The organism is Rothia sp. HSID18067, assembly GCF_003989445.1.
In the GTDB taxonomy this organism is placed as follows: Bacteria; Actinomycetota; Actinomycetes; order Actinomycetales; family Micrococcaceae; genus Rothia; species Rothia aeria.
The window spans coordinates 321,200-336,979 of the sequence record NZ_RBMF01000002.1; the positions used below are offsets into that span (position 1 = coordinate 321,200).

Below are 15,780 nucleotides of genomic sequence, written 5' to 3' on the forward strand. Positions count from 1 at the left end.
TTTGTCGCCCTTAAGATTAGTCCGTATTTGAGAAACTTTTTCGTTATACTTCCCCAAAGAAGTTGAATTATATACTTCATAATGAGGACGAGGCTGCGGCTCAGGCTGAGGAGGCATAGTATCTGTAGCTTTTAAATGGCGATGCTCCGGCTTTACAGGTTTATTATCATTCATCCTGTAGTTGTGCCTGATAATCTCAAGGGAATGTTTCATAGAATCCCATTCAGCCGCCGCGTCACGAATACGAACTTCCTCATGGGCAGCAGCAATATATTTTTTCATATTATCTTCGGCATTCCGAAGGGACTCAATGAGCTCTGATCCCATCTCAATGAGGCTGTCAGCATTACGAGAAAACAATGAACCATAAGGGCCTTCAAGTTGCTCTTTTGCATATTCTGTAACTTTATTACGCTCCCGCATTTGGTTTTCAAGCGTTGTTTTACAAACCCGGAAGGCGGCTTCAAGTTTCTCGGCTTCTGCAAAATTAAACTTAACAGGGTCGGTATTCGCGTGCATAAGCTACCTTTCTCTTATCACCAGCTAATAAGGACTGGACACATGGCATATTCCGCAGCGTCCCAGCGGGTGACCAGGTAGACATCTCAGAACATCTTAAGAATGTTCATAGTGGTTGGTTGTCATCAAGCCTACACCATACATCATTCAGCACCACTATTATACGAAGGTACCAGCCAAGAACCTAGAACATTGATCAACATATTTTAATGACCCACAATTACTTTCTTGGTAATGTTTTGAGTCTTCAAGTATAGTCACACTTCTGAAACGTATGGGCGGGGTTAATACAGTTTCGCCCATACACCTTATAAATACCGCCCAGGACTAACGCCTTCCCGCTAGTTTCCGCCGTTAAAGCTAAAGCCCCGAATACGAGTGCAGGCCCGAGAAGAAAATATTCACCACCGTGAAATTAAAAATAATGCACAAATAGCCGATAATAGACAGCCACGCCGAACGCGGGCCAGCCCAGCCGCGGGTTGCACGCGCATGCAGATACGCCGCGTACACCACCCAGATCACGAAGGTCCATACCTCTTTAGTGTCCCAGCCCCAGTAGCGGCCCCACGCCTGACTCGCCCAAATCGCGCCAGCGGCAAGCGTGAACGTCCACATCACAAACGCCAAAGCGTTCAGGCGGAACGCAAAATTCTCAAGAGCCTGGGCGCTCGGAACCAGGCGCATAAACGCCCACCCGCCCGATTTACCGCTCAGGATGCGCTGCTCACGGCGGGTCTGCACCAGCTGCAGCACCGCCATCGCGAACGTAATCGTAAACACCCCGGAGGCAAGCACCGCAATCGACACGTGAATCACCAGCCAGTAGCTCTGCAACGCCGGTTTCAGGTGCCCCACGGGGGTGGCGAAACTAATGGTGGCGGCGCACATCATAATCAGCGCCAGCCCAGACACGAGCGTGCCCACGAACCGCAGGTCACGGAAGATCAGCGCCACCAGGTACACGGTCACCACCACCAGCGCGCCCGTGGTGCAGAACTCGTACATGTTCCCCCAGGGCACACGCTGCGCAGCCACGCCGCGCATAATAACCGCCGCCGCGTGCACCAGCGCCCCCATCAGCATAACGATCACGGCGATGCGCGCCGCCGGGCGGCTCTGGCCCGTGTACAGCATTGATGAGTCCGCCACGTGGCCCTCAAGCGCGCGTGCCGCCGCGCCCCGGTACCCGGCGCCCCGCTCGCCCGTGCCGGTCTCAGCGCCGCCGGTGCGCTCAACACGGGTGGCTTTTGCGCTCATCTTAACCGACGACTTCGCGGCGGTTTTCCCGCCGGTTTTCTCCGCACCCGCACCGGTGGTGGCCGCGCCCGCGGTAACAGGCTCAGCCGCCTGTTCCTCCTCTAGCTCCGCCTCACGAGGCGCCGCGGCACCCTCCAGACGGCGGGTTATCCGCGAATTCTTCACCACATCCCAGGTGAACGCCACGAACACCACGGTGTAAATCAGCGCGGCAATATACATGAATAGCTCACTGTAGCGCGCTAATGTCTCGTTCAGCATGGGCTACTTCCCCTCGGTTTTCTCAGTCGGCTCCTCGGATGAGGGCTCCTCAGCAAATTCCAGCCCCCACCGGGTGGCGAAAGCATCCGTAATACGCTCAGCCTCGGCGGCAAGACGCGGGTCCTCCCCGCGCGCAAGCAGACCGTACTCTACGGTGAGCATCCCTTCATTGGTGCTGGCACGCACCCACACGCGGCGGCGCGCCACAAACAGGGACACTATCAGCCCCACGAAAGCCACCACAAACGAGTACAGCACAATATTCTGCCCCGGGTCGTGGCGAACCTCCATTCCCACGTACCGTTTATACCCCATGAACTCAATGGTGCCGTTGCCTTCCGGCAGGGTGGCGGTTCGGTGCTGCGCATCCAGCACAATACCGTTCTGGTTCGCCATGCTGTTCAACGCGGTCAGCTTAGAGGTGTCCAGCACATACACGTTCTGCGGCTGGCCCGAGTTCAAACCCAAATCCCCCGAATAGGACTGCAGCACCAGCATAGGGTTCGCCGGGGCTGAATCCACCGAATGCGGGATGCCCGCCCCACGCTCATAGCTGCCGGTGGGCAGGAACATGCCCACAAAACCCAGCTGGGCCGGGCGGGCATCGGGCACCTTCAGCACCACCGATGAGGTGTACTTCCCGTCAGTTGGCAGGGCCACCACGGGGCCTTCATACGCCACTTTCCCCTCACCATCGGTCACCTTCACAATGGGGGCGTACCCGTTGCCGGAGAGGAACACACTGGTGCCGCCCACATCAACCGGCTCGTTCACTTTAAGGGTTTTCTGCTCAGGGCTGCTGCCGGGGTTCTGCACGGTCAGCTGGGCGTTATAGTCCAAATCCTGCCCGTAGGTGTGGCTGTCGCGCTGCCTGTCGTAGCGCACCTGAAAATTATTGAGCGTCACGGCATACGGGCTCAGCCAGTCGGGGTTATAGTTCGTGCCGGGTGTAAACGAGTCGTAGCCGATCAGGGAATTCACGAACGTCTCCCCCTCTACCAGGATTTTCTGGCCCCGGTACCCAAAAAGCGAGCCGACCGCCACCCCAACCAGGATGCCGATCATCGCCACATGGAACAGGATGTTCCCCACCTCACGCAGGTAGCCGCGTTCGGCACCCACCGAGTACTGTCCGTCTCCTTCCTCCCGGATCTGCACCCGGTAGCGGCGTTTACGAAGGATCGCCGCAGCGTCCTCTATCGCGGCCTGGGGGGTGAGCGCATCCGCGTCAATATCGATCGTGCGGTGCACGGGCATCCGGGATAGGTTCTTGGGGGTGCGCGCGGGCGGTTTACGCCAGTCTTTGGCATGTTTAATAGCGCGCGGGGTAACGCACCCGATCAGGGAAATAAACAGCAGCAGGTAGATGGCTGAGAACCACCCGGAGGAGAAAACATCAAACAGCTGTATCTTATCGGCGAACTCGCCCCAGCCGGGGTGGGTTTTAATGTAGTCCGTCACCTTCGCGGGGTCTTGAATGCGCTGCGGAAACATCGACCCGGGAACCGCCGCAACCGCCAGCAGCAGAAGCAGCAGCAAGGCGGTGTTCATTTTCGTTAGTTGCGTCCAGCCCCAGCGGAGCATCCCGGTGATTCCCAGCGCCGGGGCGTCAGTGTGTGTGCGTGCCATATGTACCCCGTCAGATTGGTAGTTCGTAAACCGGTAGCGCCGCCTGAACCCAGGCCATGAGGTGGTTCCAGGCGCCCGTCAAAATAAGGATGCCGATCAGGATGAGCATCGCCCCGCCCGCACGCTGAATCCCGCGTTTATGCGTGCTCGCCCACCCGGTGGTATTCACCCCGCGCGCCGCGAAATAGGCGACCAGTAGGAACGGCACACCCAAACCCAGGCAGTAGGCGAAGGTGAGCACCACAGCCTTGAAGGTTGCGGCCCCGCCAGTGAACACGAGGGTTTGCACTGCGGCGAAGGTGGGTCCAATGCACGGCGCCCACCCCAGCCCGAAGGTGACTCCCAGCACCGGTGCACCCCACAGGCCCGTGCCGGGGCGGGTGTGGAACCGTTTATCGACCTGCAGGATGCTCAGCCGCCCCATGAACACAACGCCCATGAGGATCACGAGTGCACCCAGCAGAATATTCACCCACGCCTGCCCTTTCAGCCAGGGGGCGGCACCCACCTGGGCCAGCAGCACCGATAGGGTGACGAAAACTGCGGAGAACCCGAGTACGAACAGGGCCACCCCGGCGAGCATCCGGCGGGTGTGGCGGCGGGTCTGCTGTGCGTGAAGGCGCCCCTTACCGGGCTGCGAACCTGGGGTTTTCGGGTCGGTGGGGGCGTCCGCCACAGCCACCCCCGATGTTGCCTCGGGCGGGTTTTTGGTGTTTTCTGCGGCTTTTTGGGGTGCGGGATTATGGGCCGCCACCGTTTTCTTCCCCTGGAACAATGCGGCCGCGGAGCCCTCGGGTGCCTGCTGCTGCGAGCCTGCAAGACCCGCCACATACCCCAGGTAGCCGGGCACCAGCGGCAGCACACACGGAGAAGCGAACGACACCAGCCCCGCCAGCGCCGCCAACGGGATGGAGAGCCACAGGGAACCATCCAACACGGTTGAGCTGATACTCGCCAACGGCGCAGCGCCCGCCGTGGCAGCCGCAGCGGCGGGGGTGAGCATCATACCGGTTCCAGCAGGCACGCTAGGCACCCTTCACAGCGGTCTCAATCAGGGTTTTCAGCACCGACGGGTTCGCCTGACCCAAGATGCGTGCCGCCACCCTACCGTGCGAATCCAGGATCACGGTGGTCGGCACTGCCTGGGCGGGCACATACTTACTCAACGACAGCAGCACCTTACCCGAGGCGTCCTTAAACGAGGGGTAGGTGATCTCAAAGCTGCGCTCAAACGCCTCGGCGGTGCTTTTCTCATCCCGCACGTTCACACCGTAGAACCCCAGCTTGTCCTTATAGTCGGTGTAGAGCTTCTGCAGGTCTTTAGCCTCGGCACGGCAAGGAGAGCACCCGGCGTACCAGAAGTTCAAGAGCGTAGGTTTGCCGCGCAACGACTCAGCGTTCACACTGGTGCCGTCGAATAGTTCACCGGTGAACGCAACGGGCTCGCCGCGCTCAGCCTCCTGGTACTCGGTCACCGACCCGTCCCCGGCAATGTAGCCTTTATTATCACCCGAATTCGCCTGTTTTGACAGGGAGGTGTCTTCAGAGCACGCAGCGAGCAGGCCCGCCCCGGCCGCTGACGCGCACAGCGCAATACCCGCACGCAGGGCGGTGCGGCGGGTGTGGTTATGGGTGGGAGTCATGCGTTCCTTCCGGTGGTGTGTGCGAAGGGGTGCTGAACGGCAGACACCCGCGTCTTAGCTGCCGGGCAGCTGAATCACTCCCGAATACAGGGGCGATGCGGGTTCCGTGTAGCCGCTCACCTGCGGCGGGTTCCCCGATAACAGGTTATCGAAAGTGAGCGAAGTAATCGACGCCAGGTTGCATTCGCGCGCACGCGGGTCGTGCTGCAATAGCTTACCTTCAAGCGCCAGGCGAGTCACCCAGATGGGCAGCTGGTGCGAAACAATGATGGCCTCGGCCCCGGCCCCGCCCTGCTGGTACGCGGTGCGGGCGGCATCCTTAATGGCCTGAGCCATGCGGCGCACCTGCGCAATGTACGGCTCGCCCCAGGATGGGCGCAGCGGGTTGTACAGTTTCGTCCAGTGGCGCGGGTTGTTCAGAAGCTCCTGCCGGTTCACGTGCAGGCCCTCAAAATAGTTATCGGCCTCAACCACGCGCGCATCGGGGTGGGCTTGAAGCCCCAGAAGCTCGGTGATCGGCTCGGCCGACTCGCGGGTGCGGGTCAGCGGGGAGCATACCAGGTGCACAATGTTCGCGCCTTCACCCCGACGCCGGGCAAACTCCCGGGCGCTCATACGCACCATCTGCTGACCCTTCTCCGAAAGGTGGTAGTTGGGTAGCCGCCCGTAGACGATGCGGTCGGGGTTATGCACCTCGCCGTGGCGCATCAGGTGAACCGTGACCTTAGCCGATGTAGTCATTCTCTCAGTCTCTCAAATTTTCTACGCTACCCCAAAACGAGGGGCGCCGCATATAGCCCCTAATTCGCCAGAAGCGGGGGCGGCCGATACTAAGGCATGCGTGCGGCAATGAGCTTACGCATCCGTTTAGGGTTAATACGCCAGAAATCCTTCGGCTGCCCGTCAATGCGCAGCACCGGGATTTCGGTGGCGTGCCGCTGCAACAGCTGCGGGTACAGCTCAATGTTCAGCTCGGTGTAGGGCACCCCAAATTCGGTGCATACCTGCGCCACCGTGTGCCGTGCAGCATCGCACAGGTGGCAGCCGGGGCGGGTCAAAAGCTCAATAACAGGTGGTTCAGGTGTAGCTGGGGGCATGGCTCCCAGTCTACTAGCGTTCAACAGCCGCCGCTAATAGCCCACGTCAGCCCTCATTAACGCACAATGCCCCGCAACCCTTACCGGGCACGGGGCACAGAAGCTACTGTTTACTTCTTATTGCGGCGCTGGTGGCGAGTCTTACGAAGCAGTTTACGGTGCTTCTTCTTGGACATGCGCTTGCGGCGCTTCTTAATAACGGAACCCATAGGATTTCCTCACTTTGCTAGACCCGGCCGCACCCATTCGGTGCGGTAGCTACCCGGGGTGTTTATACCGGTATAAACGCTCTAAAAGGCATTTTAGGCACAGCAGTGCCCCAGCGTTTTGAGAACGCTACCTTCCTAGAGTACTAGGAAACACCGCATTGCACCATTCCGACGCACCCAAAGAAGAGGAGCCATCCCCCAAAGACCCCGCAGAGGCGGTAACACCCCCTGCACACACGCAAGAAGATTTTCCTGCACGCCCGCACCTCCCCCCAGAATATGCCGGTACGCCCGGGCATTAACGCGCTACGCGGGCGCACCCAGTTTGAGGGTACACCCGCGTGTTTGCGTTATTGCCTGCGCCAGCTACTGCTGGCTGTGCTGGCTCGCATCAGCAGGGTTAGCGGCATCTGAGGTGCCGCCTTCAAAGTTATCTGCCGCAGCCCCCTGCGGGGAGGCAGACACCTGCTGATTGTGGTTCGCAGTATTCTGCTGATGCGCCGAATCCTGCGGGTTATTCTGCTGCTGAAGAGCCTGCTCCTGCTCGCGCGAGCTCAACCCCAAATAGCGGGTCATGCGGCTAAGCCAGCCCTGCTTACGTTCAGCGCTGGCGTGCTCCTCAGGCGCACGCTCATCCGTGGACCGCTCATCCTTGACCACCATAGGGGTTCCGCTCGTATTCGCGGGAACGATACGAATCGGAGTGGTCGCCAGCACCTCAACCGGCGGCAGCGGCCGCTCCGCCAGAGCCTCCGGAGCGTGCTCAACACCAAGAGCATCAGCTGGCGTGCTGTTCACGGCGCCGTTCGGGGCCTCAGCATTACCGGTGTCGGCAGCAGCCGAAGCTGCGGGGCCAGGCTGAGGTTGAGGCTGCGGCTGCGGCTGCGGTTGTGACGATACCGCGCTCGGGTACTGCAGCCCAGTGGCTGGGCGGCTAAAGGGAGACGCCACAGCAGCACGCACCGGCGTGATGATCTGGCCGTGACGGCGGCCCACCCCTGAGGGCGAATGGGCACGAATCACCTTCACCCGCTCCTCAGCGGCGCGCGCCAAGTTTTCCTCAGCCACTCGGCGCTGCTCAGCATCCTTACGTTCCACAGGGTTTTCGGGAAGCTTGGGCTTCGGACCGGTACGCCCCTGAATAGGGATACCAGCCGAGGCAGGCCCGCTTACCCCAAACTGCCCGGTGTGAGGCCCACTATGGGGCTGCTGGGCGGGTGTGGAACCGGTGCGCGGGGCAGCACTATCCCAGTGATTCTGCGGGTTGTGCGCGTCCGGTGCGGTTTCCTGGCCCTGTGCCTCCTGAACGGGGGCATGGTTCTGCACCTGCTGCGGCACATCCGGCTGAGCCTGCCCGTTACCGTTATCCGGTGCAGCGGGTATAGCCTGCGGATTCTCCAGCGACGAAATGGGGCGCGCCTGCTGCCCATCAAGCGACTGCACAGCTCCCAGCACCTCCTGCTGAGGCTGCTCCTGCGCTGTGCCCTGACCCGCTACAGGGTGCGGCCCGGTCTGCTCGTTCGCAGCGGGCCCTTGGGAATTAGTCGCGCCTGCGGAACCAGCGTGACCGTTCGAGTCTTCAGCAGGCGAGGATGCAGGCTGGGCATTACCCGAGGCAGACTCCTGCGGCTTCCCATCAGGATTTCCGGCCTGAGCAGGCTGAGCGGACTGCGGCCCTTGGGCCTGACCGCCCTGTTGGGCGGAGCCCTGCGGTGAAGAGCTGCCCTGCGCAGTATTAGCCTGAGCGGCATCAGTTTGCGCAGCACCGGTTTTTTCAGCACTGCCTTGATCATCGCGCGGGCCGGGGTTGTGCTTCACACCGTTCTGGGCGGCAGTATCCGCACGGTTGCCGCCCGCACCATTATCAGTTTTTGGTGCGGCACTATTAGGCCCCTGCGCGTCAGGTTCCTGTGCGGCAGGCTTCTGGGGTGCAGCTTTAGCTTTAGCGTCCTGCTTATTCTGCACCGACTCTTTCTGTGCTGGTTCTTTCTGCTGTGCCGGGTTCTCCTGTGCTGAGCTTTCCTGCGCTGAAGTTCCCTGGGTCTGCTCGCCTGCCTTCTCGGCCTTCTGCTCGCCGCTCTTGGGGGAAGCAGCCTCCTTACCGGCGGAGCCGTTCACTCCTGAAGCATCCGGCTGCGGTGTTTTCTGCGCGGCACCAGGCCCTTTAGAGTTCTGCTGCGCAGCAGACGAACCGCCCGAATTGTCGGCTGCCTGCTGACCGTTCTGCCCATCCTTACCCTTAGAAGGGACGGAACCGCCCTGCTTCTGAGCGTCCTGGGCCTTCTGCTGATCGTCCTGAGCACCCTGCTTGGGGGACTTCGCTTCGGCCTTCTGACCCCCAGCTGTCTGAGCATCAGGCTTCTGGGCATCGGGCTGAGCGGATTTTTGGGCCGCCGAAGCCTTTGCATCCTTGGGCGCGCCGCCATCCTTTAGCGGCGCGGAACCATCAGCCTGCTGCGCACCGTCAGACTGGTTCTTCTGGCCCTGCGGCGAGGAATCGGCAGACTGTTTACTCTGCCCCTTCTGCTCGCCCTGTGCAGGCTGCTGCTCGCCCTGCGCAGGCTGCGACTGGCCAGCCTCAGCCGAGCTCTTCTGCTCGTCCTTAGCGGCACCGGCCTTCTGCCCGGAACCCGAAGGTGAGCCGCCCGGCTTGCCGCCAGCCTGCTTGCCATGGGGCTGCTTAGCCTGGTCTTGCTCCTGAGACTGTTGATCTTGGGCCTGCTGGTCCTTACCGCTCTGCCCCTCGGCATGCTTATCCTCACCGGGGGTAGGCTGAGCCGGAGTATCACCGGCTGCGGGCTGCGCCCCGCCCTTAGCCTTTGGAGCTTGAGCATCTTCGGCGTCTTTCTTGCCCGTATCCTTCGTCGCAGACCCCTGCTTCCGGGAATCCTCAGATGCCTTATCGGCCTGTTCACCTTCAGCCTTTGCGGGCGTCTCGCCGGGCTTAGCGGCCGCCTTCGAGGCGTCCTCACCCGATGCCGCGGGCTGGGGCTTCTTCTCGGGCAGGCCCTGAGCAGGAATCACCCGCATATCCAGCGGAATAGCGGCCGTGGCCTGAATCAGCGGCTCATCATCGGTCAAACGCAGCGGCTGAGACGCATCAGGATCGACCGGCAACGGCTGAATCGGAAGCGGAAGCGCGGAGGTGGCCTGAATCAGCACCTCCTGGGCGGGTGTAGGCTGAGCTGCGCCCTGCTCCTCACCACCCGGCACAGGGCCGTGCTGCATTGACTGGTCAGGCGCCTGTGCAGAGGCAGCATTATCAACCTCATACGGTTGCCCAGATGCGTTCTCGGGGTGCTGCGAAGCGCCATTGTTACCGCCCTGAGCAGCGGGGGCACCACCCTCAGACGGGCGGGTAAACGCCGCCGCCGCACGGCCGGAGGCCGTACCAAAGCTCAAGGGCAGATTAGACTGCTGCTCTTGTTGCCCCTGCTGCCCGTCATAGTGCTGCTGAGACTGCTGCGAGATATCACGGCGAGCCTGCTGAGAGCCGGACGAAGGCACCGGCGCGCCGCCGGGGGCGTTGCCGAACCGCTCCGCACCGAAGCCCCACCCGAAACTGGGGCCTTCCTCCGGGAACGGGCCGAAATCGTCCTCAATATCGACCGGCTCAAACATGCGCAGATCCGAGGTTCCGGGCATGCCCGTAAGCGCCACCGCCGACTCGTCCAAATCCACCCCGGCCTCATCGAACAGGCCGCGCATCTGGTTCATCATCAGGTTGCGGGCGGTCGCGGAATCGGCGTCCTTCACGGCCTCAAGAACCGCGCGGTTCTCAGCGTTCAGGCGCTCCATGGTGCTGCTCCACAGCGGCACACGCCCCGCCAGCGACAGCAGAGCATCAAAGGTCGGCTGACGGATAGCAATCAGCAGCCCAGCAATCAGCTCGTTATTGGCAAGGCGGCTCAGCTCCAGGTGAAAGTCCAGGTACAGGTCAAGGAACTCCCGGATAGGGTGCCCACCCTCCTGCATCTCCTCCAACAGCTCATCCACTTCACCGAAATCAGCGACGCCGGGGTCAATATTGGCAACACTCCAGCCTTCAAGAAGCATATGGGTCTGCACCAGGTCACGTTTCGGGTAGCGCGAAACAGCCATATGCAGGCGCAGAGGCTCGGCTGCCGCCATCGCCGGCTCCTCATTCAGGTGAGCGATGATCTCTTTGCCCTTACCGGAGTATAGGCGCACCAGATCCATGTCTTCGAGGGTCTTCAAGCCCTCGCGGGTACGGCTTCTTCCCAAGCCAATCGCGCGGGCAATACGCTGATCGTCGGGCAAGTCCTGGCCAAGCTGCAGGTTGCCCTCAGTGAGCTCGTTCTCGAGCCAGCGGAGGATTTTACGGTGAATAGCCAACGTAGATTCCGTCTTTCGGGAAATTAGGGTTTATCAGGGTAGGTGTATGAGTTGATGATCAAGCGAACACGGGCGCACGCCCCGCCCCACTCGCTATCTCTCCGCGCGCCGCCGGTGCGGCACGCTATCGTCGGCGACCAAAGACACGCGCCAGAAGGCCACGAGGTTCCTCCTTAACGGTCACCTGCTCATACGGTGCAGGCTGAGGGATCGGCCGGAACACCGGCTCCTCAGTGGGTTCGGGAGCCTCCTTGGGCTCTACGGTCTGGGCCGTTTCGGGTTCAGCACCCGCATTGGCTGTATCGGCTACTGAGACACCATCGGTGTCGGCTGCCTCGGTATCCTCAGACGCTTCGGGGTCGGCACCCTTCCCCTCCGCGTAAGTCTTCTTGGGTTCAGCATCATCCGCGTGAACTGCTGCATCATCAGTGCCCGGGCCGTCAGCGGGGTCAGCCATCAGGGTTGTTTCATCGCTCTTCACGGTCTTAGACACGGTGGCAGCTTCCACAGATGCGGCATCCCGGCCTGCCTTCGCCGTTGATGCCTCGATACGCGGGCTATCGGCAGCATCCTGCCCGGTTTTTACCTCGGATAGTCCGGCGGTCTTCTGCTCACTCCGAGACTCGGTAGCGCTGGCAGCTGTGTCCTCACCCGTGTGGTGGTGCGTCTTCTTCGTGGGCGCATCCTCGGTGGTGGAGGTCATGTCAGCTGCCGCCGATACGGCATCCTGAGACTCAACGTTTACAGGCTCACTCTTGGCAGGCTGCTCATTGGCGGGGTCAGTGTCAATAGCCTCATGCTTACCGCGGGCAGGCTCATTCGATACAGCAGGCTTGGCTGAGGCGTCACCTGCCGAACTCCAGGGGCTCACGCCAGCAGAAGCCTCAGTTGTCTCATCGTCTTCACCCCGCCCCACAGGAGCCACCGACTGGGTCTCGTTCGTGGAGTCCTTCGCAGCAGTTTCAACGGGTGCTTTCTCCTCATCAGGCTGCGGCACCTCGTCAGAGGCAAAGGCGGAGGGGGTGAAGGGGCGCATCGGCACCACGCCTTCGCTCACTTCACCGGTACCAGCAAATGTGGCACTGGCGTTCTGTTCGCTCCCGGCCAACTCCTCACCCAGGCCCTCAGATTCTGCCGTTTCGGCAGGCTCTTCGGGGGCTTTCGCGCTGAGCACAACACCCACAGCCGGATCGGGGTGCGAGTCAGCACCTTCTTCCACAGCGGGCTCGTCCTCAGCCGGGATATTGGGGTTATTCGAGCTCAACGGCACAACGCGGCGCTGAAGCTCTTCACTTCCACCAGCGGCGGTATCGTCGTTATCTTCCGCGCTGGGTTCCTCAGCATTGTCTTCCTCAGCATCGGATGGGATGTGCAGCTCGGCTGGAATGTCGAGTTTCTCGCTGGATTCAACCACCTCATGCTGGTGCGCACCGGTAAATCCGCCCACCACCACGGAACTGCCCGGGAACGCGGGGGAAAAGCTCTCCCCACCGGGAAGCGCAACCGGGGCGTGAGCTGCCGCTGAGGCGCGGGCAGCCTCCAAAATCTCATCCACCCAGTCTGTAATCTCAGTGAAAACCTCGGGGTTCAGCGAATACAGTCGGCGCTGCCCCTCAACCACGGCCGACACCACACCGGCCTCACGCAGCACTTTCAGGTGCTTAGAAATAGTTGGCTGACTCATGCCCAGTTTCTCGACAACCGCACCAACAGTGTGGGTCTGTTCGGCGAGCAGCCGCACGATGCGGCGGCGGGTCGAATCCGCAATCACTGAAAAAACATCTGCATGCATATATCGATTATGTCATATATACGCTAGTTTGCCAGTTCCCAATAGCCGCCAAACCACACACTTAACTGGACATTATCAACCCCGGCCCATTAAATTCTTGAAACAGAATATGTGTTTTACTGCATGTTGAAGGTTGCGGGCGAAAAAACCGCCCCACACCACCACCGAATACCACCATCGGGGATACACTAGAGGAGGCCGCACCACCACGTTCAGGGGCCTGCACCAACCACACAACCTACACGGCCCAAACCCCGCACCTAACACCGGCACCCACCCACACCATGAAGGGAGGAACCCATGGGACGCCTCGCCCGACGCATCCGCGCACACTGGCGCAAACGCCACCGTAATCGCGAGGCCCTGCGCACCTCCCGTGAGTTCTTCAAACGCCAGCACACCCTACGCAGGTGGCGTCTGCCCAAGCAGAACAGCAGCGACATCACCCCGTTCACCGGCGCACCCAGTTCCCGCACCACCCCCGCGCCCCCAAAACACGGCCTGCTCGATAGTCTGCTGCCAAGCCGAAAAACCACAGATGCGCGCAGCACCCACACCGGCACCGCCCGGCGCGGGGCACTCACCGTTGAGGCGTCCGCACCGGGGGCAAGCACGCACCAGCCGCGACTGCTTGATGCCCGCACCTACGAGAACCTGCGCGATTTTATCGACGCGAAAGTGCTCTCCTCCCCCGCACGAACCGCCATCAGCACCTTCCTGCTGGTTATCGTGTTCTTCACGCTCATGCTCTTACTGCCGATCGCCTCAAATGACGGGCAAATGGCGCCGCTGCATCACGCATTTTTCACCGCCACCAGCGCCGTGACCGTCACCGGCCTCACCACCGTCTCAACCGCCGAACAGTGGTCGATGTTTGGGCAGGTCATTATCCTGTGCGCCTGCCAGATCGGTGGCTTGGGAACCCTTACCCTCACCTCGCTGCTGGCCCTGGCAACCGGGCGGAAAATGGGGCTGCGGTCCAAGCTCATCGCCCAAGAAGAACTCAATATTGGGCGGCTAGGTGAGGTCGGTAGCGTGGTACGCACCGTCGCCTACACCTCCGCCAGTATTGAGGCGTTCATAGCGTTACTGCTGACCCCGCGTTTTCTGATGCTGGGCGAAGACCCGCTCACCAGCCTGTGGCACGGTATTTTCTACGCGATCTCGGCGTTTAATAACGCCGGGTTCACGCCGCATTCCGACGGGATAGTGCCGTACGGCCACGACTTTTTTGTGGTCATCCCCGTGTGTATCGCCGTGTTTCTGGGGGCTATGGGGTTCCCGGTGCTCATGGCGTTACAGCAGCACCCGCTTAAACCCAGCCGGTGGACGCTCACCGCAAAGCTCACACTCGTCACCACCAGCGTGCTTTTCGTGCTGGGCGCTGCCGCCTGGGGTGCGGCCGAGTGGAATAACCCGCGCACTGTCGGCGGGAACAACCCGGGGGATAAAATACTCAGCGCGCTCTTTGCCTCCGTCATGACCCGTTCAGGCGGTTTCAACCTGGTCGATATGAACGATATCCGCCCCGTGACCAGCCTCATTACCGACGTGCTCATGTTTATTGGCGGCGGCTCAGCCTCAACAGCTGGCGGCATTAAAGTCACCACCATTGCCGTGATTATGCTGGCGATTATGGCGGAGGCACGCGGCGACCAGTTTGTGGTGGCATTCAACCGCACTATCCCCGACACGGTGCTGCGCATCGCCATCTCAGTGACCATGATGAGCGCCGGTATCGTGATTGCCGGGTCCGGTGTTATTCTGATGCTCACCGACCAGCCCCTGAGCAGGGTGCTGTTTGAGGTGATCTCAGCCTACGCCACGTGCGGGCTCTCAAACGGCCTCTCAGCCGAGCTGTCACCCGCCGGTATTTACACGCTCAGCGCTCTCATGTTCATTGGGCGTATTGGCACCATCACCGCCGCCACCGCCTTGGCGTTGCGCTCCCGCCGCCGCCTTTACAAGTTCCCCGAAGAAAGGCCCATCATTGGCTAATACACACAATGCGCCCGTGCTCGTGATCGGTTTGGGCCGGTTTGGTGCCTCAACCGCCGCGCAGCTGCACGCCCAGAACCAGGAGGTGCTCGCCGTTGAAAAAGACCCCGAGCTGGTGCAGAAATGGTCGGGCCTGCTCACCCACGTGGTAGCCGCCGATGCCGCCGACATTGATACGCTCAGGCAGCTGGGTGCAAACGACTTCGGGTCTGCGGTTGTGGGCGTTGGCACCTCGATTGAGGCGTCCGTGCTTATCACCGCGAACCTCGTTGACCTGGGGGTTGAACGTATCTGGGCGAAAGCAATCACCCCATCACACGGCAAAATCCTGGAACGTATCGGGGCGCACCACGTGGTCTACCCGGAGGCGGATGCGGGCCGCCGCGCCGCGCACCTGGTGTCTGGGCGGCTATTGGACTACATTGAGTTCGACGACGATTTCGCTATCGCTAAGATGCGCCCGCCGAAGGAAACTCACGGGTTCACCCTAGCGGAGTCGGATATCCGCGCCAAATACGGGGTGTCTGTGGTGGGCATTAAATCCCCCGGGGAGGAATTCACCTACGCAGACCCCTCCACGCGCATTCACTCTCGGGATATTCTTATCGTCTCGGGGCAGGTGGAACTAATCGAGCGTTTTGCTGCCCGCCCGTAGGTTCTGCGGCTTCCCTCGTGCCTCTCGATATCACCGTTAACCTTTGCCATTATCATTGTCTGCTGTCCCAACCCCAAGCCTATTCAGAAGAGTTTTTTGCATTCAGAAGAGCTTATCGCTTCTGAATGCAAAAAACTCTTCTGAATAGGATGAGACGGCTCTTCACCTTGCGTCATATACGCCCCACAAATCCCCTAAAAATGAGACTGTTCCCCTGTGGATAGTGCAGAGGCGCAGGTAAACACCCAGGTTATCCACAGGATGGCCAGGACTGCCTCGAAAACGCCCTCAGATTCGTGTCCTCTATATGTCATGAGCAAAAGCAGTGTACGTTGTAAACAGTTAGAACGTATATACCCTC

11 protein-coding genes are annotated in these 15,780 nt (G+C 60.8%); 2 read left to right on the forward strand and 9 right to left on the reverse strand.

The features are described 5' to 3' along the window. Positions 1-879 precede the first annotated feature (879 nt). The 9 genes from ccsB to D8M23_RS06520 form a co-directional block, all read right to left on the reverse strand. Complete coding sequence (gene ccsB / locus D8M23_RS06480; protein ID WP_126854140.1) at positions 880-2,040, reverse strand: c-type cytochrome biogenesis protein CcsB; 1,161 nt, start codon at positions 2,038-2,040, stop codon at positions 880-882. A gap of 3 nt (positions 2,041-2,043) precedes the next feature. Next, complete coding sequence (gene resB / locus D8M23_RS06485) at positions 2,044-3,669, reverse strand: cytochrome c biogenesis protein ResB (RefSeq protein WP_126854141.1); 1,626 nt, start codon at positions 3,667-3,669, stop codon at positions 2,044-2,046. A 10-nt stretch (positions 3,670-3,679) separates the two neighbouring features. Continuing rightward, positions 3,680-4,693 carry a cytochrome c biogenesis CcdA family protein gene (locus tag D8M23_RS06490; RefSeq protein ID WP_126854142.1) on the reverse strand — a complete coding sequence of 338 codons (1,014 nt, stop codon included), beginning with the start codon at positions 4,691-4,693 and terminating at the stop codon, positions 3,680-3,682. 1 nt (position 4,694) lies between these two features. Beyond that, positions 4,695-5,312 carry a TlpA family protein disulfide reductase gene (locus tag D8M23_RS06495; RefSeq protein ID WP_006888252.1) on the reverse strand — a complete coding sequence of 206 codons (618 nt, stop codon included), beginning with the start codon at positions 5,310-5,312 and terminating at the stop codon, positions 4,695-4,697. Positions 5,313-5,366: 54 nt separating this feature from the next. After that, entirely contained in the window at positions 5,367-6,053 is a 687-nt protein-coding gene (locus D8M23_RS06500) for a histidine phosphatase family protein (protein ID WP_126854143.1), read from the reverse strand. Positions 6,054-6,142: 89 nt separating this feature from the next. After that, a complete protein-coding gene (locus tag D8M23_RS06505) occupies positions 6,143-6,409 on the reverse strand; it encodes a glutaredoxin family protein (protein ID WP_006888200.1) in 267 nt (88 codons plus the stop codon). A gap of 110 nt (positions 6,410-6,519) precedes the next feature. Beyond that, entirely contained in the window at positions 6,520-6,618 is a 99-nt protein-coding gene (locus D8M23_RS06510) for a 30S ribosomal protein bS22 (RefSeq protein ID WP_005504750.1), read from the reverse strand. A 366-nt stretch (positions 6,619-6,984) separates the two neighbouring features. After that, positions 6,985-10,974: an FCD domain-containing protein gene (locus tag D8M23_RS06515; RefSeq protein ID WP_126854144.1), complete on the reverse strand. Its 3,990-nt coding sequence runs from the start codon at positions 10,972-10,974 to the stop codon at positions 6,985-6,987. Between the two features lie 124 nt (positions 10,975-11,098). Then, complete coding sequence (locus D8M23_RS06520) at positions 11,099-12,766, reverse strand: metalloregulator ArsR/SmtB family transcription factor (RefSeq protein ID WP_126854145.1); 1,668 nt, start codon at positions 12,764-12,766, stop codon at positions 11,099-11,101. A gap of 300 nt (positions 12,767-13,066) precedes the next feature. On the opposite strand from D8M23_RS06520, the gene D8M23_RS06525 reads away from it, so the two are divergent. Together D8M23_RS06525 and D8M23_RS06530 are read left to right on the forward strand one after the other, a co-directional pair. After that, positions 13,067-14,764: a TrkH family potassium uptake protein gene (locus tag D8M23_RS06525; RefSeq protein WP_126854146.1), complete on the forward strand. Its 1,698-nt coding sequence runs from the start codon at positions 13,067-13,069 to the stop codon at positions 14,762-14,764. Then, a complete protein-coding gene (locus D8M23_RS06530) occupies positions 14,757-15,419 on the forward strand; it encodes a potassium channel family protein (protein ID WP_037232489.1) in 663 nt (220 codons plus the stop codon). The genes D8M23_RS06525 and D8M23_RS06530 overlap by 8 nt, the downstream gene beginning before the upstream one ends. The last annotated feature ends 361 nt before the right edge of the window (positions 15,420-15,780 follow it).